This is a genomic window from Nocardiopsis sp. iso_186 (assembly GCF_056173365.1).
In genome coordinates, this window is sequence record NZ_CM149670.1 from 5,147,008 (window position 1) to 5,166,473 (window position 19,466).

The 19,466-nt window shown below is 70.0% G+C and carries 19 protein-coding genes and 2 pseudogenes; 4 read left to right on the forward strand and 17 right to left on the reverse strand.

Annotated elements, in window-relative coordinates; all coding sequences use genetic code 11:
* Nucleotides 1–48 precede the first annotated feature (48 nt).
* From AC0VYP_RS22340 to AC0VYP_RS22405, 14 genes and pseudogenes are all read right to left on the reverse strand, one after another.
* Nucleotides 49–288 (reverse strand): chaplin family protein, encoded by a 240-nt coding sequence (locus AC0VYP_RS22340; RefSeq protein WP_285758415.1) that lies wholly within the window; start codon nt 286–288, stop codon nt 49–51.
* A gap of 296 nt (nt 289–584) precedes the next feature.
* Entirely contained in the window at nt 585–845 is a 261-nt protein-coding gene (locus AC0VYP_RS22345; RefSeq protein WP_285758414.1) for a chaplin family protein, read from the reverse strand.
* 251 nt (nt 846–1,096) lie between these two features.
* Nucleotides 1,097–3,841, reverse strand: coding sequence for a PH domain-containing protein (locus AC0VYP_RS22350; RefSeq protein ID WP_475471689.1), 2,745 nt, complete (start codon nt 3,839–3,841; stop codon nt 1,097–1,099).
* A 4-nt stretch (nt 3,842–3,845) separates the two neighbouring features.
* Nucleotides 3,846–4,376, reverse strand: a complete 531-nt coding sequence (locus tag AC0VYP_RS22355; RefSeq protein WP_349497198.1) for a PH domain-containing protein — start codon at nt 4,374–4,376, stop codon at nt 3,846–3,848.
* 121 nt (nt 4,377–4,497) lie between these two features.
* The gene (locus AC0VYP_RS22360; protein WP_285758413.1) at nt 4,498–4,989 is read right to left on the reverse strand and encodes a DUF3180 domain-containing protein; all 492 of its coding nucleotides are present in this window, start codon (nt 4,987–4,989) and stop codon (nt 4,498–4,500) included.
* Nucleotides 4,990–5,523 carry a 2-amino-4-hydroxy-6-hydroxymethyldihydropteridine diphosphokinase gene (gene folK, locus AC0VYP_RS22365; RefSeq protein ID WP_285758412.1) on the reverse strand — a complete coding sequence of 178 codons (534 nt, stop codon included), beginning with the start codon at nt 5,521–5,523 and terminating at the stop codon, nt 4,990–4,992. It abuts the gene before it with no gap.
* Nucleotides 5,520–5,912, reverse strand: a complete 393-nt coding sequence (gene folB, locus AC0VYP_RS22370; RefSeq protein WP_285758411.1) for a dihydroneopterin aldolase — start codon at nt 5,910–5,912, stop codon at nt 5,520–5,522. The genes folK and folB overlap by 4 nt, the downstream gene beginning before the upstream one ends.
* Nucleotides 5,905–6,345, reverse strand: coding sequence for a nuclear transport factor 2 family protein (locus AC0VYP_RS22375; protein WP_285758410.1), 441 nt, complete (start codon nt 6,343–6,345; stop codon nt 5,905–5,907). Before AC0VYP_RS22375 ends, folB begins: the two co-directional genes overlap by 8 nt.
* Nucleotides 6,342–7,250, reverse strand: coding sequence for a dihydropteroate synthase (folP, locus tag AC0VYP_RS22380; protein WP_285758408.1), 909 nt, complete (start codon nt 7,248–7,250; stop codon nt 6,342–6,344). Before folP ends, AC0VYP_RS22375 begins: the two co-directional genes overlap by 4 nt.
* Before the next feature lie 328 nt (nt 7,251–7,578).
* The gene (folE, locus tag AC0VYP_RS22385; protein ID WP_285758406.1) at nt 7,579–8,193 is read right to left on the reverse strand and encodes a GTP cyclohydrolase I FolE; all 615 of its coding nucleotides are present in this window, start codon (nt 8,191–8,193) and stop codon (nt 7,579–7,581) included.
* Complete coding sequence (ftsH, locus tag AC0VYP_RS22390; RefSeq protein WP_475471692.1) at nt 8,190–10,235, reverse strand: ATP-dependent zinc metalloprotease FtsH; 2,046 nt, start codon at nt 10,233–10,235, stop codon at nt 8,190–8,192. The genes folE and ftsH overlap by 4 nt, the downstream gene beginning before the upstream one ends.
* 349 nt (nt 10,236–10,584) lie before the next feature.
* On the reverse strand, nt 10,585–11,136 hold the full coding sequence (gene hpt / locus AC0VYP_RS22395) for a hypoxanthine phosphoribosyltransferase (protein ID WP_285758402.1): 552 nt from the start codon (nt 11,134–11,136) through the stop codon (nt 10,585–10,587).
* A gap of 120 nt (nt 11,137–11,256) precedes the next feature.
* Nucleotides 11,257–12,243 carry a tRNA lysidine(34) synthetase TilS gene (tilS, locus tag AC0VYP_RS22400; protein WP_475471694.1) on the reverse strand — a complete coding sequence of 329 codons (987 nt, stop codon included), beginning with the start codon at nt 12,241–12,243 and terminating at the stop codon, nt 11,257–11,259.
* A gap of 365 nt (nt 12,244–12,608) precedes the next feature.
* Nucleotides 12,609–13,670: pseudogene (locus AC0VYP_RS22405) on the reverse strand (zinc-dependent metalloprotease); the annotation flags it as partial.
* Nucleotides 13,671–13,853: 183 nt separating this feature from the next.
* Between AC0VYP_RS22405 and AC0VYP_RS22410 the strand changes: the two are divergent.
* Nucleotides 13,854–14,144, forward strand: a pseudogene (locus AC0VYP_RS22410) (hypothetical protein); the annotation flags it as partial.
* Nucleotides 14,145–14,239: 95 nt separating this feature from the next.
* Here AC0VYP_RS22410 and AC0VYP_RS22415 read toward each other — a convergent pair.
* Nucleotides 14,240–14,806: a hypothetical protein gene (locus tag AC0VYP_RS22415; RefSeq protein ID WP_285758396.1), complete on the reverse strand. Its 567-nt coding sequence runs from the start codon at nt 14,804–14,806 to the stop codon at nt 14,240–14,242.
* Nucleotides 14,807–15,537: 731 nt separating this feature from the next.
* On the opposite strand from AC0VYP_RS22415, the gene AC0VYP_RS22420 reads away from it, so the two are divergent.
* A complete protein-coding gene (locus tag AC0VYP_RS22420) occupies nt 15,538–16,149 on the forward strand; it encodes a hypothetical protein (protein ID WP_475471696.1) in 612 nt (203 codons plus the stop codon).
* Between the two features lie 104 nt (nt 16,150–16,253).
* Entirely contained in the window at nt 16,254–16,820 is a 567-nt protein-coding gene (locus tag AC0VYP_RS22425; protein ID WP_475471697.1) for an RNA polymerase sigma factor, read from the forward strand.
* Between the two features lie 118 nt (nt 16,821–16,938).
* On the opposite strand, the gene AC0VYP_RS22430 is transcribed toward AC0VYP_RS22425, so the two are convergent.
* The gene (locus AC0VYP_RS22430) at nt 16,939–17,457 is read right to left on the reverse strand and encodes an inorganic diphosphatase (RefSeq protein WP_285758391.1); all 519 of its coding nucleotides are present in this window, start codon (nt 17,455–17,457) and stop codon (nt 16,939–16,941) included.
* Nucleotides 17,458–17,558: 101 nt separating this feature from the next.
* Between AC0VYP_RS22430 and dacB the strand changes: the two genes are divergently transcribed.
* Complete coding sequence (gene dacB / locus AC0VYP_RS22435; RefSeq protein WP_285758390.1) at nt 17,559–18,890, forward strand: D-alanyl-D-alanine carboxypeptidase/D-alanyl-D-alanine endopeptidase; 1,332 nt, start codon at nt 17,559–17,561, stop codon at nt 18,888–18,890.
* 145 nt (nt 18,891–19,035) lie between these two features.
* Here the strand turns inward: dacB and AC0VYP_RS22440 are convergent, their stop codons facing one another.
* Nucleotides 19,036–19,272 carry a hypothetical protein gene (locus AC0VYP_RS22440; RefSeq protein ID WP_285758389.1) on the reverse strand — a complete coding sequence of 79 codons (237 nt, stop codon included), beginning with the start codon at nt 19,270–19,272 and terminating at the stop codon, nt 19,036–19,038.
* Between the last annotated feature and the right edge of the window lie 194 nt (nt 19,273–19,466).

A 19,466-nucleotide genomic window follows, 5' to 3' on the forward strand; every position in this document is an offset into this window, starting at 1 on the left:
GCGGGGCCGCCGGAGCGGTCCGCGCCGGCCACGGCGGGGTCACCGGATCTAGTCGATGACGAAGGCGCCGGAGTGGCTGCACTGGGCGCCGGAGACACCGAGCACCGAGATCGCGTTGCCGCAGATGTTCACGGGGATGTCGAGGTCGGCGATGATCTGGTTGCCGCCGAGGATCGAGCCGTTCCCGGAGGTGAAGACGTCGTCAACGGCGTGCGCGGGCGAGGCCATGAGGAGTACGCCGGCGGACGCGGCGGTGACGGCACCAACGGCAAGGAGCTTCTTGAGCAAGAGAATTCCCTTCTCGGGGTATCGGGCGGCAATGAATCCACCCAAGAGACTGTCACTTATCGCATCCATGTGGACACGCTGAGTGGCGCATACCCACGGTAGCGGGTAATCACTCCATCACGCTCAGTTTTTTTGAGACTCTGACCTGCGATTTCCTCGACAAAGAGGTCATAACAGAAAAACGCCGCCCCGAGTAAGGGCGGCGCCAAGAAGTTCGACGACCCGCTTGACCCCCGCCGCGCCGACCACCCGGATGCGTGGGCGGCCGTCGCGGCGGAAGCCAGGCGCGAAAGGGTCTACCAGCCGTAGTGCCAGGGGGTCTTGATGACGCCGGCACCGGAGTTGTGGCAGCTGGAGCCGGCGATGCCGAGGATGGCGATGGAGTTGCCGCAGACGTTCACGGGCACGTTGACGTCAGCGATGACCTGGTTGCCACCGAGCACGGAGCCGTTGCCGGAGGTCTCGGGCCCACCGGCGTATGCGGCGGCGGCACCGGTCATGAGCACACCGGTGGCGGCGGCGGTGACGGCAACGGTGGCGAGGGCCTTCTTCAGCACAGCGAGTCTCCTCAATACACGTCCGGCGGAACCATCTCCACACCGGACATTGATCGACAATGAGTATTACTGCGAACACGTGGCGTGTTCAGTCCCTATCTAGCCATATGCCCGAGCATCCCCGCCGGGGTTTGCGAAAAGTAAATAACCATACGGAGCCGTTCGATGACCCTTAGTAGTCACGAATGTCGTGATTTACCCGGCAAAGACCCGTCACTCGCGCCGATCATGATCGGCGCGAGTGACGGGGGTCACATGTCGGGATCGGTCCGGATATCGCTCCGGGTCGCCCAGCGCTCGGGGCCGCCGACGTCCGCACGGGCGCGGTCGGCACGGTCCGCGATCCCGTCGATCACCCGGCGGGCCTCAGCGAGATCACGGTGCGGTGCGCGGGCCCGGACCGGGCCGGGGGGCGTGTCCACCTCGACGGTGGCGACACCCAGACGACGCCCCAGCGGCCCCATGGTGAGACGCAGGGTGTGCATGCGTGAATGCGGGACGATCTCCACGACCCGGCAGAACCGGCCGCGTCCGGACACGAAGACCCGGTCGCCGACGCCCAGCACCTCCTTGGTGAAACGCCCCCGGGCCGCCGGGTGCACCGGCACCGAGGACACCCCGGCACCGGGGAACACCTCCTTGACCAGTGCGTAGGCCAGTTCCTTGGGCACCACCGGCAACAGGGTCGAGGAGTCCATCTGCCGCTCGCCCGCGTAGCCGGCCACGTTCGCCTCGACCCGCACCACTCCAAGGAAGCGCCACAGCAGCGGCTCGACGATACGCAGCGCCTGCACCCTGCCCGGCGGAACCGTCTGCATCCGCGCCTGGAAGACGCCGTAGCGCAGCCGCAGACCGTCCGGGGAGAGCGAGGCGTAGAAGTTGACGTAGCGGAACAAGGGCCCGAGCATGCCGCGCATCAGCCCCAACAGCAGCGGGACCGCACCACCGAGCACGCCCACCTCCCCGAACGCCATGCCCGCGACGATCAGTACCAGGAACGCCGTGAAGGACAACAGGACCGGGATGCGAAAGGCCAACGCCCCGATCAGCAGCGAGAACGGAAGCTTGTAGAACGGGGTCTCCGGAGCCTCCGGGGTCCCCCCGGACAGCCCCGCCGCGTGGGCGAGCATGCTCGCCCGCAGCCGTTCGGCGGGCTCACGGCCCAGGTAGCGCAGCCGGATCTCGCTGCTGTCGCCACCGGCCAGCTCCACCCGCAGCTCCGCCAGCCCCAGGACCTGGATGAACAGCGGGCGCACCACGTCCACCGCCTGGAGCCGGCTCAGGGGGATCTCCCGAGTCACCCGTCGGAACAGCCCGCTGTGCAGAACCAGGTGGTCCTCCTTGAGGCCGAACACGGTGTTCCACCAGGCCACCAGCGAGTAGGCACCGGCAGCCAGCCCCACTGCCACGGTCAGCAGCAACGGGGTCCACGCCGACCCCACCCCCAGCAGGAACGGGGCGGGGAGCGCCAGGAACACCAGCGCCACCACGGCGGCGTGCAGCGCGACCGTGGCCAGGTGCAACCGGTGCGAGCCACGCGTGAGGTCCACCGTCGGGCGGGGCGGCGGCGCGGGCCGCACGGGCGGCCCGTACCCGGGCGGCGGCCACGGTCCGGGGCGCGCGGCATAGGTGGGCGGGACGAATCGCACGTGCGAACCGGTCGGCGGGACCGACTGCGGAGGGCCGCCCGGCACACCGCGGTACCCCGGGGGCGGTCCAGGGTGCCCGGGAGGCCCCGGCGGATAGGCGTGCGGATGGGGAGGCGCCGTGCCCTGGCCGGGCGTCGGCTGCTGCGGCGGCGCCGGCGGCAGATTGACCGGCGGCACGTAGGGCTGTCCGCGGGTCGAGGCGGGCGGTTGCGGACCGGGGGCGAACCTGGGGCCCCGCTGTCCGGGCGGGGCACCGGTGGGCCCGGGCCGCGGATGGGGAGCGAAACGCCCCCCGCCCCAGAACGGGGTGTGCCCGTGCCCCGTACCCGCGGGCGGCTCACCGTCGGGCGCACGCCACCACGGCCGCGGTTCGTCCGCGGGCGAACCGGCTGCCGCGGGAGCGGAGCGGCCGGGCTCGGCGGGGTGGTCGGCTTCCGGGCGGGCGTCCGGCTCACCCGTGGGCGCACCAGGGGCGTCGTTCGTGGTCGGCGAACCCCAGAACGGGGTGTGCCCGTGCCCGTGCTCGGCCGGAGGCGCAACGGGATCGGCCTGCGCGGGCTCCTGCACGGAGTTCTTCGGCGCGGGTTCACCGGTGGCCTTCCCGGCGTCCTCGTTCCCGCCGGGCGGAACCTCCGGGGTTCCCGGGGCGTCCGGGGGTGCCAGGACGGGCGGAGCCGCCGGAGCCGCCGGAGCGGCCGGAGCCGGTGGAACGGCCGGGGCCGACCGGTCCGGGCGTTCGACCGGACGGGGTTTGGGCTCGGCCGGGTGGGAACCCCAGAACGGGGTGTGCCCCGGGGCGCAAGGCCGCTCCTCCTTCCCCGCGTCCTCGCCGTCGCCGGACCGGCCGTCGGCACCCGAAGCATCCGGGGTGTCCGGGGTATCCGGGGTATCCGGGGCGTCTGCCGGTTCCCCGGGGAAACGGTGGTCCGCGGCCGGCGGCTCGGCCTCGCCGCCCGACCGGGCCGCGTCGCGCAGGTCGGAGAACGACCAGCCGGCGATGGGCGCCGGGGCCTCGAACCCCACGAGGTTGGTGTCGGTGGGTGCGGTGACCTCGCGCAGCGGGGCGCCGGAGTCGCGTGGTCCGGGCTCCTCGAACAACCAGTCGTCGGGGTCGGCGGGCCCGGCGGATCGCGGCCCCTGTCCCTTCGCGGGCGGCCGGGCGGCGGCATCGGGCCCGGACCGGCCACCGACGACCGGCGGTTCCGGGGCGGGCAGCGGTTCCGGGGCGGGCAACGGCTCGGCGGCCGGCAGCGGCTCGGGTTCGGGCAGGTCGGCCCGCACCACGTGCCGGCTGCCGAACCAGGTGGCGGGGTCGGCCGAGGAACGGTCGTTTCTGGGATCGGTCACGCGGCTACAGTCCCGTGGAGAAGGTCTCGCTGCGCGCCGCGAGTCGGTCGCGCAGGGCAGTGGCGTCTTCCAGGCTCAACCCGGGGATGCGGGCGTCAGCGGTCGTCGCCGCGGTGCGGACCCGGACCGTGGCGATCCCCAGTGTCTGCTCCAGCAGGTTGGAGGTGACGTCCACGACCTGCATCCGGCCGTAGGGCACCACGACCAGCTGGCGAACGACGATCCCGGAGACGATCAGGAAGTCGCTGCGCCCCTCGGCGTACCCCCAGGAATCCCTGATCCTGGCGGCACCGAACCAGGCGGTCGCCCCCGCGGCCAGCGCGGCCAGCGCACACACCGCCCCCCAGGGCCAGCCCTGCCAGATCCCCAGGGCGGTCCCGCCGAGCACCGCGACCGGAACCGCCACCAGGGCCGCGAGGAGCTTGCGGTACCAGGTGAACGCGGAATCCACCCTGCTCCATGTCTGACCCTCCGGTGGGGCGAACGCCGCCTCCACCGGTGGCATGCCGCTCGTCGCGGGGGTCCGGTCAACCATGCGGGGCGGCTCTGAGGCCTCGGCGAAATCCACGATTGCAGTCAATCATCCCGGAGCGGATAGGACGGCCCAAGCAACACGAAACCGCCCCGGTTGCCCAAGCACACCGAGAAACCGGCGGTCAAGCGCGCGCCCCCGGCTCATCGTCGCTCTTGGGCACCCGGCAGGCGTATTCCAGGAACAACGCCGAGCCGAGCAGGATCAGCCCCGACAGTGCGGTTCCCCCGGCGACGAGCGCGTCGGCACGCGCGTGCGTGCTGTGCAAGATGTCCAGCAGCGCGAGCGCGAACCCGCCGAAGACACCCGCCGCCAACGCCCCGAACAGGGCACTGGCCTTGGCGAACGCCACCAGCCGGGCCACGCTCAACGGTTCGATCGGCTCGGTACCGGGCGCCCGGCGGATGCGGCGGCGGGTCTGGACGGCGGCGATCCCCTCGCCCAGCGCCAGGAGCAGCAGCGTGGGGATGGCCGTCCAGGGCAACAGCACGAGATCGCTGTAGAACCGCGGGACCACGACGAACGTCAGGATTCCCGCGCCCAGCACGATGCCCAGCGGCACCCGCCACCCGGTGGGGCGCATCCTGTGGTTGTTCTCCTGCTCGTCCTTGGGCATCTACTCGGGCACCCGCAGTACGAGATCGTCGCGACGCCGCACGTCCTGGCCGTCCTGGCCGTCAAGGTCCGACAGCAACGCGCGCACCGGACCGCGTCCGGCGATCTCGGCGTCGGGCTGGACGTCGGACCAGGGCTGGAGGACGAAGACACGCTCGTGGGCGCGCGGGTGCGGGACGGTCAGCTCCGGATCGGTCCGGGTCTCGTCCCCGTAGGCGATGATGTCCACATCGAGGGTGCGGGGGCCCCAACGCACCTCGCGCAACCGGTGGAACGCCTCCTCCACGCCCTGCGTGCGCTCCAGCAGCGTGTCGAGGGTGAGCAGGGTGTCGGCCACGACCACCGCGTTGAGGTAGGGGTCCTGTTCGGGGCCGCCCACCGGGGCGGTCTCGTAGACGGGGGACAACTCCACCAGGCGCAGTCCGCGCGCCTCGAAGAGGGAGTCGATCGCGCCCTGAAGGGTCTCCATCCGGGCGCCCAGGTTGCTGCCCAGGGACAGCACGACCCGGCGCGCCTGGGTCCAGTCGGTCCTCACGTACGCCTCCGCACAATCGTCACGGTCACATCATCAAACGGGTGCGGGATCGGGGCCTGCGGCTTGTGGACGGTGACCTCCGCCTCCAGAACCTCGGGTTCGGCCAGGCAGACGTCGGCGAGCAGCTGGGCGAGCCGCTCGATCAGGTTCACCGGCGGGCCCTCGATCACCGCGACCAGCGCGTCGCTGAGCACTCCGTAGTGCACGGTGTCGGCCACGTCGTCGCTTCGGGCGGCGAGGCGGGTGTCCACGCCGAGCCGCACGTCCACCACGAACTCCTGGCCCTCGCGCCGCTCGAAGTCGAACACCCCGTGGTGGCCCTTGGCGCGCAGGCCGCGCACCGTGATGCGGTCCAGGGCCGGCTGCGGGGCGTCCAGCGCGTCACTCATCGTCGGGGTCGTCCTCCTCCAGCATCACCGGCGACGCGTGGTGCGACCACAACCGCCACCCCTGCTCGGTCTGGATGAACAGGTTGGTGGTGACCACCTGCCCGCCGGCCACGAACCCCGGGTTGTCGTCCTCGGCGGTGAGGACGTTCTCCTCGCAGGTCACCATCGCGATCTCGCCGCTCACCCCGATGTGGGTGTCGGTGAGCACGTACTGGATGTAGGGCACGTTCGCCATCACCAGCGACCACGCCCGCATGATCTCGGCCCGCCCGCGCAGCATCGGCCAGCCCGGGTTGACGCAGACCAGGTCGGGGGTCTGCTCCTCCTCGGCCCACACGCGACCCATCAGGTCGATGTCCCCGGTCTCGATGGCCTGGTAGAACTCCGCGTTGGCCTCGGCCACGCGCTCCATGATCTCCTGGCGGGATCTCACCGGCTCCCCCTTGGGGCGGGCGCGTCGGCTCGGCCCTCGGTCAGGGACTCGCCCCCGCTCCGCCACGCCTGGGCGACCCGGACCGCGTCCGCAGTGGGGCCCACGTCGTGGACGCGCACGCACCAAGCGCCGTTGGCCGCCGCCAACGCGCTCAGCGCCACGGTCGCATGGTCGGAGCCGGCGAAGTCGCGCGGTCGCCCCTGCGCATCGCTGAGCAGGCGGCCGAGGAAACGCTTACGGGACCCGGCCACCAACAGGGGGCGACCCAGCGCCGTGAACCGGTCGAGGTGGGCCAGCAGTTCCCAGTTGTGTCCCTGCTCGGCGGTCTTGGCGAATCCGAGTCCCGGATCGAGGACGATCTGTTCGGGATCGACGCCCTCATCGAACATCACAGCCATGCGTTGACTCAGCTCATCGTGGACTTCTTGGACGACATCCGCGTACACCGCGCGCTTTTGCATGTCATGACTATGCCCACGCCAGTGCATCAACACGTATGCGACACCGGTCCTGGCCACCAATCTCGCCATGGCCGGATCGGCGAGACCGCCACTGACGTCGTTGACCAGCACGGCACCCGCGTCAACGGCCGCGGCGGCAACCTCGGCGCGCATCGTGTCGATGCTCACAGGGACACCCTGGCGGGCCAATTCGGCAACCACCGGAATGGTGCGCCGCAGTTCCTCGTCCCCCGAAACCCGTTGCGCACCGGGCCGGGTGGACTCACCCCCGACATCGACGATGTCGGCTCCCTCGTCGGCCATCCGCAGGCCGTGCTCGACAGCGCGGGCAGGATCGAACCAGGCGCCGCCGTCGGAGAACGAGTCCGGGGTGACGTTGACGACCCCCATCACCAGGCAGCGGTCCGGCGCGGGCAGGCCGGGCGGTCTCATCTTCGTCGCCATACCGCCACCCTACCGATCCGTTCGCTTGGAACCGCGAGTCCGATTCGGCTGTCGGGCGCGTTCTTTCGACGGTTTTCGTCAACCCTGACCCGTTCGACACGTCGAACACGGCTCCGCGGAAGCCGTGGACGGACGTCAGCGCCGGCCGGGGCGTGTCGGAAAACGACCCCTGGGAGTCCGCGGGAACGTGTCGGCCCGGCGCCACTCGCCGACCACTGCGCGGGACGCCCGTCAGGGGAGGCGCACGCTTGAGCAGGCCCACGCGAACAGAAAAGGCGGGCCGCCCCGAAACCAGGACGGCCCGCCCTTCACCGGCGTGTCGTGCGCGTCAGCTCCGCCCCAGGATGAGGCTCATCGCCTCGGCCCGGGTCCGGTCGCTGTCGCGGAAACCGCCGCGCACCGCGGAGGTCACCGTCTTGGCTCCGGGCTTGCGCACCCCGCGCATGGTCATGCACAGGTGTTCGGCCTCGATGACCACGATGACACCGCGCGGGCGCAGGTTCTCCATGATCGCGTCGGCGACCTGCGAGGTGAGGCGTTCCTGCACCTGCGGCCGCCGGGCGTAGACGTCCACCAGTCGGGCGAACTTGGACAGCCCGGTGATCTGTCCGGCCGTGTTGGGGATGTAGCCCACGTGCGCGACCCCGTAGAAGGGAACGAGGTGGTGTTCGCAGGTCGAGTAGAGCTCGATGTCCTTGACCAGGACCATCTCCTCATGACCGGCCTCGAACACCGTCTTGAGCACGTCCTCGGGCCGCTGCTTGAGCCCGGCGAACTGCTCGGCGTAGGCACGCGCGACCCTGGCCGGGGTCTCGACGAGCCCGTCACGGTCGGGGTTCTCCCCGATCGCGAGCAAAATCTCCCGGACGGCTTTCTCGATGCGGGGCTTGTCGATCCCCGCGGGGGCGGAGTCCGCCCCCGCGGTGCCGTCGGCCCCGGTCACGAACCGTCCCCGGTGCCGTCGGCATCATCGGTACGGTCGGTGGCGCCGGGGCGGCCCTCCCAGGCACTGGACCCGCCGTTGGACGAGTGGCCGTTGGACGAGGCGAGCCCTTCGACATCCTCCGGACGGACGGGATCGGTCTCCTTGGCGGTCATCACCGGCGGCCGGTCGGAAGGCAGCCGCTTGCCGTAGCCCGTGTAGGAGCCGCGCGCCGGACGCTTCTGCACCGGGGCGAAGATCTCCAGGACCTTCTCGCGCGAGAGCGTCTCCTTGTCCAGCAGCTCCAGGACGAGGGCGTCGAGGACGTCGCGGTACTCGACCAGGACCTCCCACGCCTCGTCGTGAGCCGACTCGATGAGGCGGCGCACCTCCTCGTCGATGAGGGAGGCGATCTCCTCGGAGTACTCCCGGCTGTGCGACATCTCCCTGCCCAGGAAGGGCTCGGTGTTGCCGTTGCCGAACTTGCGCGCGCCCAACCGCTCGCTCATGCCGTACTCGGTCACCATGTTGCGGGCGAGCGAGGTGGCCTTGTCGATGTCGTTGGCCGCGCCGGTGGTGGGCTCGTGGAAGACGAGCTCCTCGGCGGTGCGCCCGCCCAACATCATCGCGAGCTGGTCCATCATCTGCGAACGGGAGGTGAGGAAGGTGTCCTCCTCCGGCAGCGACATGGTGTAGCCCAACGCGCGACCGCGCGGCAGGATCGTGATCTTGTGCACCGGGTCGGAGTTGGGCAGCGCGTGGCCCACCAGGGCGTGTCCGCCCTCGTGGTAGGCGATGACCTTCTTCTCCCGGTCCGACATCGCCCGGGTCTTGCGCTCGGGGCCGGCCATGACGCGGTCGATGGCCTCCTCAAGGGTTTCCATGTCGATCTGGGTGCGATCGCCACGGGCCGACAGCAGTGCGCCCTCGTTGACGACGTTGGCGAGGTCGGCGCCGGTGAACCCGGGGGTGCGCCGGGCGATGACGTCGAGATCGACGTCGGGGCCCAGCGGCTTGCCCTGGGTGTGCACCTGGAGGATGCCCTTGCGTCCGGCCATGTCGGGACGGTTGACGACGATCTGGCGGTCGAAGCGGCCCGGGCGCAGCAGCGCGGGGTCCAGGATGTCGGGACGGTTGGTGGCGGCGATCAGGATGACCCCGCCCTTGACGTCGAAGCCGTCCATCTCGACCAGCATCTGGTTGAGGGTCTGCTCGCGCTCGTCGTGTCCGCCGCCCATTCCGGCACCGCGGTGGCGGCCCACCGCGTCGATCTCGTCGATGAAGATGATCGCCGGGGCGTTGGCCTTGGCCTGCTCGAACAGGTCGCGCACCCGGGAGGCGCCCACGCCGACGAACATCTCGACGAAGTCCGAGCCGGAGATGGAGTAGAACGGTACCCCCGCCTCGCCGGCGACGGCCCTGGCCAGCAGGGTCTTACCGGTTCCGGGCGGACCGTACAGCAGCACGCCCTTGGGGATCTTGGCCCCCATGGCCTGGAACTTGGAGGGGTTCTGCAGGAACTCCTTGATCTCGTGGAGTTCCTCGATGGCCTCGTCGGAGCCCGCGACGTCGTCGAAGGTCGTCTTGGGCGTGTCCTTGGAGATCAGCTTCGCCTTGGACTTGCCGAAGTTCATGACCCGGGAGCCGCCACCCTGCATCTGGTTCATGATGAAGAAGAAGATGGCGATGATCAGGATGAGCGGCAGGAAGCTGAACAGCAGGGAGACCCAGATGCTGTCACTGGGGACCTCGACGTCGTAGGCCTCAAGGTTGCCGGTCTCTTTTTCCTGCAGTTTCTGGGCCAGCTCATAGCCCTGACCAGTCACCCAGAACGCCTTGTAGAGGTCGCCATCGGTGGTGGTCAGCTCGATTCGCTGATCCTTGTCGATGATCTTGGCATCCTTGACCTGGTCCTGCTCGATCAGGGAGAAGATCCGGGAGGTGTCGGTCTTTTCGTGCTCGGGCGCACTGCCCCAGCCCATGAGCTGGGAGACCACCAGCAGCATGAGCAGGATGGCGGCAAACCACAGCCACGGTCCACGGTACAAACGCTTCAGATTCATCTATACGGAACCCCGCTGGGTCCGTCCCTCCTGACGGCGGCCCACGCCCAGGGAACCGCAGAGGCGCCGATACGGGGAAACGGGCGGACCGGGCGAAGACGTGTCAACGCACCGGAGATTTCCGCCGTTCCACCGGAGGGCCTCATGCCGGCCACCAGAAGCGGGACCTATCGGACATGTGCTCCCTACAATGATGCCGGGATAATCGACGGTACACCCTGGGCAGGGCACCACACCTGATCGGTGCGCGTGCGTTCGGGGGGATGTCCCGTCACGACACCAACGCTCACGGGATGCCTTGTTGTTCCCGCGGGCACCGGCCCCGGGTTCCGGGGCCGGTTCTCACGCCCTACTGGTACACGTGCGGCGCCAGCGTGCCGATGAAGGGCAGGTTGCGGTACTTCTCGGCATAGTCGAGCCCGTAGCCGACGATGAACTCGTTGGGCAGGTCGAAGCCGACGTACTTGACGTCGATGTCCAGGTCCAATGCCAGGGGCTTGCGCACCATGGTGCAGATCTCGACGGAGGCCGGGCCGCGCGACTTCAGGTTGCCCACCAGCCAGGACAACGTCAGGCCGGAGTCGATGACGTCCTCGACGATCAGGACGTTGCGGCCCTGGATGTCGGTGTCGAGGTCCTTGAGGATGCGGACCACTCCGGAGGAGACAGTGCCCGCACCGTAGGAGGAGACCGCCATCCAGTCCATCTCGCAGGGATGGTGCAGTTCGCGCGCGATGTCGGCCATCACCATCACCGCACCCCGCAGTACGCCGACCAGCAGCAGGTCCTTGCCCGCGTAGTCGGCGTCGATCTGGGCGGCCATCTCCCGGTGTCTGGCCTTGATCTGCTCTTCGGTGACCAGGACCTTTTCGAGGGCGTCGCCCATGTCTTTCGCGTCCACGCTTACAAGTCCTCGCTGCTCAGCTCGCGGTTGCTGGAACGCCAACCAGAATAAAGGGAGCAAACCACCTGCCGCGGAAGAACGCTCCGCGACGCGACGTCCGATCGAGACGAGAACGCCTCAGAAACCCTTTTTGTTGGCGAAGAAGACAATACGCCCGGTTTTCCGACCGCCGGCCAGCCCACCCGGCAGGTCCACCCGCCTCTGCCCGCGCCAGTCGGTGACCAACCGGTCCAGCTCGAACACGTGCCGGGCGGCCAGGGCCCCGGCGGGACAGCCCGCCTCCAGCGCCGCGCGACGCAACAGCCTGGTGCGTACCGCCCGCGGCAGTTCGGCCAGCGCCGCGGCGTCGAGCTCCCCGGGAGCAGCCGTCACCCCCTCCCGGGCACGATCCGCCCATTCGTCGAGGGCATCGGCATCGTCGCGCAACAGACCGGCCGTGCGGGCCAGCGCCTCGGCCACGCCCGGCCCCAGGGCGCGCTCCAGCCCGGGCAGCGCGTCGTGGCGCACCCGCGAGCGCGCGTAGGCGAAGTCGGCGTTGTGCGGGTCCTGCCAGGCGGCCAGGCCCATCAGATCCGCGGCGGCGTGGACGGTGGCGCGATCCACGTCCAACAGCGGGCGCAGCCAGCGGCCGGACCGGGCCGCCATCCCCGCCAGGGAACGTGCTCCCGACCCTCGGGCCAGGCGCAACAGCACCGTCTCGGCCTGGTCGTCGCGGGTGTGTCCGAACAGGACGGCCGCCGCGGCGTGGGCCTCGGCACGCTCGGCCAGCGCGGCATGGCGGGCGGTGCGGGCCGCCCCCTCGGGCCCGCCCGTACCGCCCACCTCGACCGCGACCGCATCGACAGGGTCCAACGCCAGGCCCCGCAGCAGCAGGGCGACCTGCTCGGCGCGCTCGGCAGAGCCGTCCTGGAGCCCGTGGTCCACCGTGACGGCACCCGCCCGCAGTCCCAGCCGCGGGGCGACGAACGCCGTGGCACCGGCCAGGGCCATCGAATCGGGCCCTCCGCTGCACGCGACGAGGACGAGCGCCCCCGTCTCCAATTCGGCCAGCGCACGGCGCACCGCCACGCGCACCGCCGCGACGGCGGGGGCCGGTCCGGTCATGGAGTCCTCATTCGGGGTCTGGTCCCACCTGTGACGCACGGCGAACGCCCCTGCCGCCGATGCGGGCGGGAGGGGCGTTCGAGAACTGCGGTCGCTCAGCTCGCAGCAGGGGGCGGCGGGCTCTTGGGGTCCTCCTCGGTTGTGGAGGAGTCGGGCTCCGCGTCGCCGTCGGCGGTGGGAGCCGCGGGTTCGGCATCCGGCACGGGGACGACCGGCGGCGCATCGGCGGCCGTGCCAGCGGTGGGCTCGGGAGCATCGGGCACGGGGACGACCGGCGGCCCATCGGCGGCCGTACCAGCGGTGGGCCCGGGTTCCTTCGGACCGGTCCCGGCCTCGTGCCGGCCCCCCGCAGTGATGGGCACCGGCGGATGGACGACCCTGGCGATCCACGCCTCCGGGCTGCGGATCTCGGCCAGTGTGGGCAGGGTCTCCGGGGATTCCCAGACCCGGTTGAAGTCGGCCATCCCGACCTGCGTGACGACCGTGCGGACGAAGGCCGCGCCCTCTTCATACTGCTTCATCTTGAGGTCGAGGCCCAGCAGCTGGCGGATGACCTTGTCGATTCGGTTGCCGCCCTCGCGCCGCTGCTGGAAGCGGCGGCGGATCTCGACCACGGTCGGGACGACCTCGGGTCCGACCGCGTCCATCACGTAGTCGCCGTGGCCTTCGGCAAGGGTCATGACGGCGGTGACCCGGTCCAGGATCTCGCTCTGCTGCTCGGTCTGGAAGGCGTCGATGAGGTTGGCGTCGTTTCCGCGCACCGCATCGGCCACCGCCTCGCCGGCGGAGCGCAGGCGGTTGAGGAAAGCGGAGGTGTCGAGGTCCGAGGCGAGGAGGTACTCGCGCATCTGGTCCTGCACGTACTCCCGCAGCCACGGGTTGGCGGTGAACTGGGTGCGGTGGGTCTCCTCGTGCAGGCAGACCCAGAGCCGGAAGTCCCGGGGGTCCACCCCGAGTTCGCGCTCGGCGTGCACGATGTTGGGCGCGACCAGCGTGAGCCGGCCGGTGCGGGCCTTGTTGTCGGGGTCGGGCGGCAGGAACAGCTCGTACTGGCCGAGCACCCGGCCGGCGAGGTAGGAGAGCACCGCGCCGAGTTGGACACCGGTCACCCGTGCGCCCACCGCGGTGGTGAGGTTGGCGGCGGCGGAGTTGCCCGGACGGGAACGTCCCAACCGGTCCAGCAGGGGGTCGAGAACCGCCCGGAAGCCTTCGACGTTGGCCTTGATCCATCCTGGGCGGTCGACGATCACCGCCGGCCCAGCGGGTTCCAGACTGCGCATCCCGGTGAACTCGCGCACGTGGGACTGCGCGGTCACGGAGAGTTCTCGCAGCTGGGTCACTGCCTGGCGCGCCTCGGCGAGATCAACCTGCGGGCCCGGGCGCACGAGTCGGACACCGGTGTTGACGGCTACTTCCCAGTCGATCAGAGTCACGGTTTCAACGTACCCACTGATTCGCTCCCAACCGGGTTTCCACCCCCGGATCCACGGGTTTTCTCAGGGCCTCCCCGAGTGCGCGGCCAGGGTCGGCAAAGACTCCGAAGAAATCGGACGCCGTCCGACCGCGCGCCTCACTCGAACACGAGTTCGACAAAAGGGTATCGTGCTGGCATGCCCGATCACCTGCCTCCGGACTGGCCCGCGAGCGTGCACCCACCGGGGAGCGCGGACTTCGCCGAGACCGCCACGGCCTGGCTCTTCGACCAGGTTCCCGCCGACTACCGACTGCACGGCGTGCTGCGCAGGCATCCGATCGCACTCTCCCGGCTCGCGTCGGACCACCTCGGCGCCTGCCTGGAAGCGACCCGGCAGGGGTACCGCACCGCGCGGGTGGACCTGCGCGAGCATCTCGCACCGCCCGTGCTCGACCAGGTCATGAACGCCTACCTCGTCGAAGGACGTTGACTGGCCGAGACCCTGCGCGCGGTCCGAACCGTTGACGAGGCGCTGCGCGCCGCGGCCAAGAGCGTGCCCGGTTGAAGCGCCCGGGCCGACCCTCAGGAACTGACCCGGATCACCAGGGCGGGTTCGACACCCGTGTTGAGCAGTTGGTGTCCTGCCTCTCCCCCGAGCACGCGGGCCCGGCCCGGAGTGAGCTCCTGCACGGCCAGCAATTGACCGGCGGCGCCGGTGACCACGGTGTGGGCACGACCACTGACCAGTTGGACCACCTCGGAGGTGGGCACCGGGTCACCGGGCCCTCGCTCTGCGGCCAGCGAGACGAACCCGTTGGGCTCCAGCGTCACCGCGGTCACCCGCATCCGTCCTCTGGCATGGCGCCGGGCCACACGCGGGACGAGCTGCCAATGCCCACGACGCTGCGGCCACAGGGTCGGACGCAGCAGGGACTGCGCCGCTCCGCGGGCGGCCGTCATCAACTGACCCACCGTGGGCACCGTGCGGGTGCGCAGGTGGTCGTAGGCACTGCGCTGCCCCGCCATCACGATGTCGCCGATCCCGGCGAGGGAGTCGGCGAGCGCTGCGCTGTCGATCCGGGGTCCGGGGGCAGCGGGCGACTCGGTGCGGGAGGCGGGGCGTGTGGGGCTGGAAATGTCGTACGACACCGACAGTGGTCCTTTGTGAAAGGGATCGCGGGTCCAGGATCGGGGACGCTCACGATGGTGAATGCTGCGGAACCGCCCCTGCGCGCGGCGACGGGGTGCGGGTGGAAGCGCGTGGTTGCGCCGAAGGTCGCGGAGGGGCCGGTTAGCGGGGCGCTCTCTCCACGGGCATCGTCGGATCTAGTGGATCAACGACAACACGAGGAAGGCGAACACAGCGAGCTGGCAACACGGCGAAAGGCCACGGGGGCCTTGCGAGCCATGGCCGACCGGACCAGCTGCGTACGCGGATGCATGGTGGTAAGCAGACCAACCCTGGACGGCCATGTCAAGCCGAACGAATAATCCGGAGTGTCTTACCGATCACGCCCCTTCTGCGGGGCTGACGCAGCGAACCGGCCATTTTTTCGGCAAACTCATTGCGATTCCGGGGCTTTCGGTGATGGCATTGGATTTCCGGGTAGAGCGGAAGCACCCGCAGCGCGGAATCGGGGGCGGAGCGGCAGGCGGTGGGACCGGAGCGTTTCCCGGAAGGAAACGGGCTCGCACACGGCGAGCGGACGGGCTGTCGGCCGGCCCGGCGACGCGGGCGATCCACTCGTCCGCTCCGCGAACGGCGACACGATCGGCCACGCCCCCCCAGAGCCGCGGCCCCGGTCTCCGGGCCGTGTCGGAGGTGACCAGTGGGACATGGCGGACCACCACGCCCGGGGGAGCCCGAGCGACCCGCCGTCATGTCTGACTCGGGCAGCGCGCGGGCAGCGCGCTTCGCCGTGCGTGTCCTGGTCGTCGCAGCCGCGGGCGTCATGGCTGCCGGGTTCTTGAACTGGCGGGCCGGGATTCTGGTGTCGGTGCTGGCCACCGTCAGTTACCTGCTGTTGGGAACGGCCGGCGCCAGGCTGCCCGCCCCCTACGGTCGCGGTCAACTTCTGCGGTCGCTGCACCGGCACGGATACCAGGTGGTGCCGGACGGCCATTCCCGGCACCTGGTGGTCGGACCGGGCGGGGTGTACCTGCTGGAGACCCGGGTCTGGCAGCACGCGGTGTCCTGGGCGGGCGACGACTGGATGATCGGCGACCTTCCCGCCTCCCGGGCGGTGGAACGGCTCACCTCCCAGGCGGCCAGGCTGGAACGCACGCTGCGGCTGTGCGAGAACTGGCCGGAGGTCGGGATCGTCCCGGTCATCGCCGTTGTGGGGCGCCTGCCGGAACCCGTCATGCGCGCGGGACGCAGCATCATCGCCCGCCCGGGAAGCGTGGTGGGGCACATCCTGGCCCAGCCCGCGATCCTGACCGGCGAGGACGTCAACGGGATCGCCGAGCAGATGACCGCCGGGGCGACGTGACCCCGGAGCGCCATGCCCGACAAGACATCCCATGGTCGGCGGTATTCGGCGCGAACTTGGGGAAACGCCGGTGCTGAAGCCGGATCGACCGTAATTTTGTGATCATGACCGATCGTGAGCTGGCCAGGGCCCTGCGGTCGAACGGGTTCACCGCCGCGCACGCGTGCGGGCTGCTCTTCGACGCCTACGGGGTGACGCTGTACCAGCACTGCGTTCGCACCCTGGGCGATCGCGCCGTGGCGCAGTCGGTGGTGCGCGACACCGTCATCGTCGCCCGGGCGCACATCGGGCGGTTGACAGCACCCGACCGGCTGAAGGAATGGCTGCTGGCCCTGGCCGACGCGGAATGCGCACGACACACCGCGGTCGCCGAGGCCACCCGGGAGACCGCACCGGGGCCGGAGCCGGAGACCACCGGCCAGCACGCGGCGCTGCGGGTCCGTGTGCTCAGTGGAGTGGTGGCTCCCGAGCTCGCCGACTACCGCAAACACGTTGCGCACCGGGCCGACCATCTCGATCGCGCGGGCTTCCCGGTCCCCATGGGCGCAGGAAGCGAACCGGGAGCGGGGGCGTATCTCATTCCGGGGCTGTTCATCACCGGCTGCGCGGTTGCCGTACTGGCCCTGGTCCTGGTCTGGGCCTCCGGCAGCGCACCGGCACCCGGCTGGTGACCGGCGCGGGAGCACGCACAGCTCGGGAGGCGCGTTCACGGCGAGCCGGCCCGACCAGGACCGCGACCCAGCGCGGAGCGGATGGCACCCACCCCGGGTCGCGGACGAGAACGCCGTTCTAGTCCAGCTTGAAGTGCGTGGTGTCGCCGTGCACACCGTGGTCGGCCGCACGCTTGATGGAGTTCTTGATCTCCTCCTCGGCCTCGTGGCGCCCCACCCAGGTGGCCCCCTCGACGGACTTGCCCGGTTCGAGGTCCTTGTAGACCGTGAAGAAGTGCTGGATCTCCAGCCGCTCGAACTCGTTGACGTGGTGAATGTCACGCATGTGTTCCATGCGCGGGTCCGTGGACGGCACGCACAACACCTTGTCGTCACCGCCTGCCTCGTCGCGCATACGGAACATGCCGATGGCGCGGCAGCGGATCAGGCACCCCGGGAAGGTGGAGTGCTTGAGCAGCACCAGCGCGTCCAGCGGGTCGCCGTCGTCACCCAGCGTTCCGTCGATGAAACCGTAGTCGGCGGGGTAACTGGTCGAGGTGAACAGCATGCGGTCCAACCGGATGCGGCCGGTCTCATGGTCCATCTCGTACTTGTTGCGCTCGCCCTTCGGGATCTCGATCGTTACGTCGAATTCCATGCTGTCCTCGGCTCCCCTTGCGACTAGTGTCGCTCCATAGTTCACAGGTTTCTCGCGATGCCACGGAAAGGCAGGTACCAGGGGTGCGGCACGATCGGATCTTGGCCTGCCTCACATTGGGCCTGCTGAACGTATTCGTGCTGGCAACCGGTGTGGTCGCCCTGGACGTGATCGAGTCGCGCCCCGGAGAAACCGCGCCTTATCCCGTAGCCCGGGCCGAAGAGGGACCGGCTCCGGCCGCGGCGGACGCGGGAGCGGAGGCGGTCGGCCCGGATCGGCTCGCGGACATTCTCGATGATCCCATGTCGCGTTCGGACATCAGCGAGGGGCTCTTCGCATACGTCGCCGATGCGCAGACCCACCAGGAACTTTACGCGCGCCAGGGGACCAAGGGGGCAGTTCCGGCGTCCACCACCAAGGTGGTCACGGCTGTGGCGGTGCTGCACTCCCCCGGGCCCGACACCCACATCACCACCCGGGTGGTCCGCGGCGAGGACCCCGATGAGGTCGTGCTCGTGGGCGGTGGTGATCCCACTCTCACCCGCAAGGACGACGGGGAGCGGTATCCGCGCCTGGCGACCCTTGAGGATCTGGCACGGCAGACGGCCGCCTCCCTGGACGAGGAGGGCATCGACGCGGTCCGGCTGGACTACGACGACAGCACGTATCCGGGGTCGGCCCTCGGTCCGGGGTGGAAGAAGAACTACGTCCCCGAGGGCAGTACGGGGGCGGTCCACGCGCTGATGATCGACGAGGGCCGGGTGGAGCCGGATTCGTCCAGCCGGGTGGAGAACCCGCCCCTGGTCGCGGCCGAGGCATTCGCCAAGGAGCTGGAGTCGGCGGGGATCACCGTCACCGGCGGCCTCTCGGAGGTCACCGCCCCCGAGGAACCCGACGTCCTGGGGAGTGTGGACTCCCCGCCCGTCTCCGCTCTCGTTGAAATGATGATGCTGACCAGCGACAACAACATCGCCGAGGCGCTCGCACGCCAGATCGCGCTGGCACAGGGCGAGGAGCTCACCTTCGAGGGGGCCGTGGCCGCGACCGACACGGTGCTGGCGGAGTTGGGCATCGAGGGGGTGGACATCAGCGACAACAGCGGGCTGTCCACACGGAACCGGATCTCGCCCCAGGCCCTGGTGGAACTCCTCCTGTTGGCCGCCGACCCCGATCGCCCCGACCTCTACTACACGCTGAGCGGGCTGCCCACCGCGCACTTCAGCGGAAGCCTGCGGTCCCGTTACTCACCCAGCGGCCCCGCGGAGGCCGGCGCCGGACTGGTGCGCGCCAAGACCGGGACCCTCAACGGGGTGAGTGCACTGGCCGGAACGGCCTACAACGCCGAGGGCCGTCTGGTGGTGTTCGCGTTCGTGGCCAACCACAGCGGCGCGTCGGGCTACATCCTCGACACCCTGGCAGCGGTCCTGGTCTAGGGACGGCCACCGCCGGCACGGCATGTCCGGGGAAAACGGGCGAGCACCCGGCGAAGCGCTGCGCGCCGGGTCCACCCGCCGATCGAGCGGCGCGGTCGGGTGGACACACAGCTCAAGCACCCGGTCGAAGAGGTGGATCAGGGGTTCAGGAACCGCTGGGGGTCTCCGCCTCTTCCTGCTCCTCCCTGGCCTCGGCCTCGGAGGCACGTCGCTCCAGCTCCATCCGGATCGCGTTCTCCGCGGCGTCCACGGAGGCCCGCGCGGTGATGGCGTTGGTGTGGGCCCGATCGAGTTCGTCGAGTGCGATGCAGTCGAACGTCACCCGCGCGTCGTGGATGGCCTGTTCGAGCTGGCGGGATGCCTCTTCGAGTTCGACGCTCATGTGTTCCCCTTAACCTCGTACCGGCCGTCCTCCACCACGCGATGGAGCGACCCGTCGGACCGTGCGTGCCGAAACGGTGTCCCCGTCGGCCCTGAGCCGGTGCTTACCCTCCAGGGGCCTACCCCACTCCAGTGATTTATGCATTGTGCAGTGGCTATTGTGACCAACGGCTCTGGACTGTCGCAGCAGGCACC

Coding starts and splice junctions, on each gene's coding strand:
- folP (WP_285758408.1), bottom strand. CDS start 7,250: ATGGCGACGAAGATGAGACCGCCCGGCCTGCCCGCGCCGGACCGCTGC.
- AC0VYP_RS22430 (WP_285758391.1), bottom strand. CDS start 17,457: ATGGAATTCGACGTAACGATCGAGATCCCGAAGGGCGAGCGCAACAAG.
- folB (WP_285758411.1), bottom strand. CDS start 5,912: ATGAGTGACGCGCTGGACGCCCCGCAGCCGGCCCTGGACCGCATCACG.
- ftsH (WP_475471692.1), bottom strand. CDS start 10,235: ATGAATCTGAAGCGTTTGTACCGTGGACCGTGGCTGTGGTTTGCCGCC.
- AC0VYP_RS22355 (WP_349497198.1), bottom strand. CDS start 4,376: ATGGTTGACCGGACCCCCGCGACGAGCGGCATGCCACCGGTGGAGGCG.
- AC0VYP_RS22425 (WP_475471697.1), top strand. CDS start 16,254: ATGACCGATCGTGAGCTGGCCAGGGCCCTGCGGTCGAACGGGTTCACC.
- tilS (WP_475471694.1), bottom strand. CDS start 12,243: ATGACCGGACCGGCCCCCGCCGTCGCGGCGGTGCGCGTGGCGGTGCGC.
- AC0VYP_RS22420 (WP_475471696.1), top strand. CDS start 15,538: ATGTCTGACTCGGGCAGCGCGCGGGCAGCGCGCTTCGCCGTGCGTGTC.
- AC0VYP_RS22360 (WP_285758413.1), bottom strand. CDS start 4,989: ATGCCCAAGGACGAGCAGGAGAACAACCACAGGATGCGCCCCACCGGG.
- AC0VYP_RS22440 (WP_285758389.1), bottom strand. CDS start 19,272: ATGAGCGTCGAACTCGAAGAGGCATCCCGCCAGCTCGAACAGGCCATC.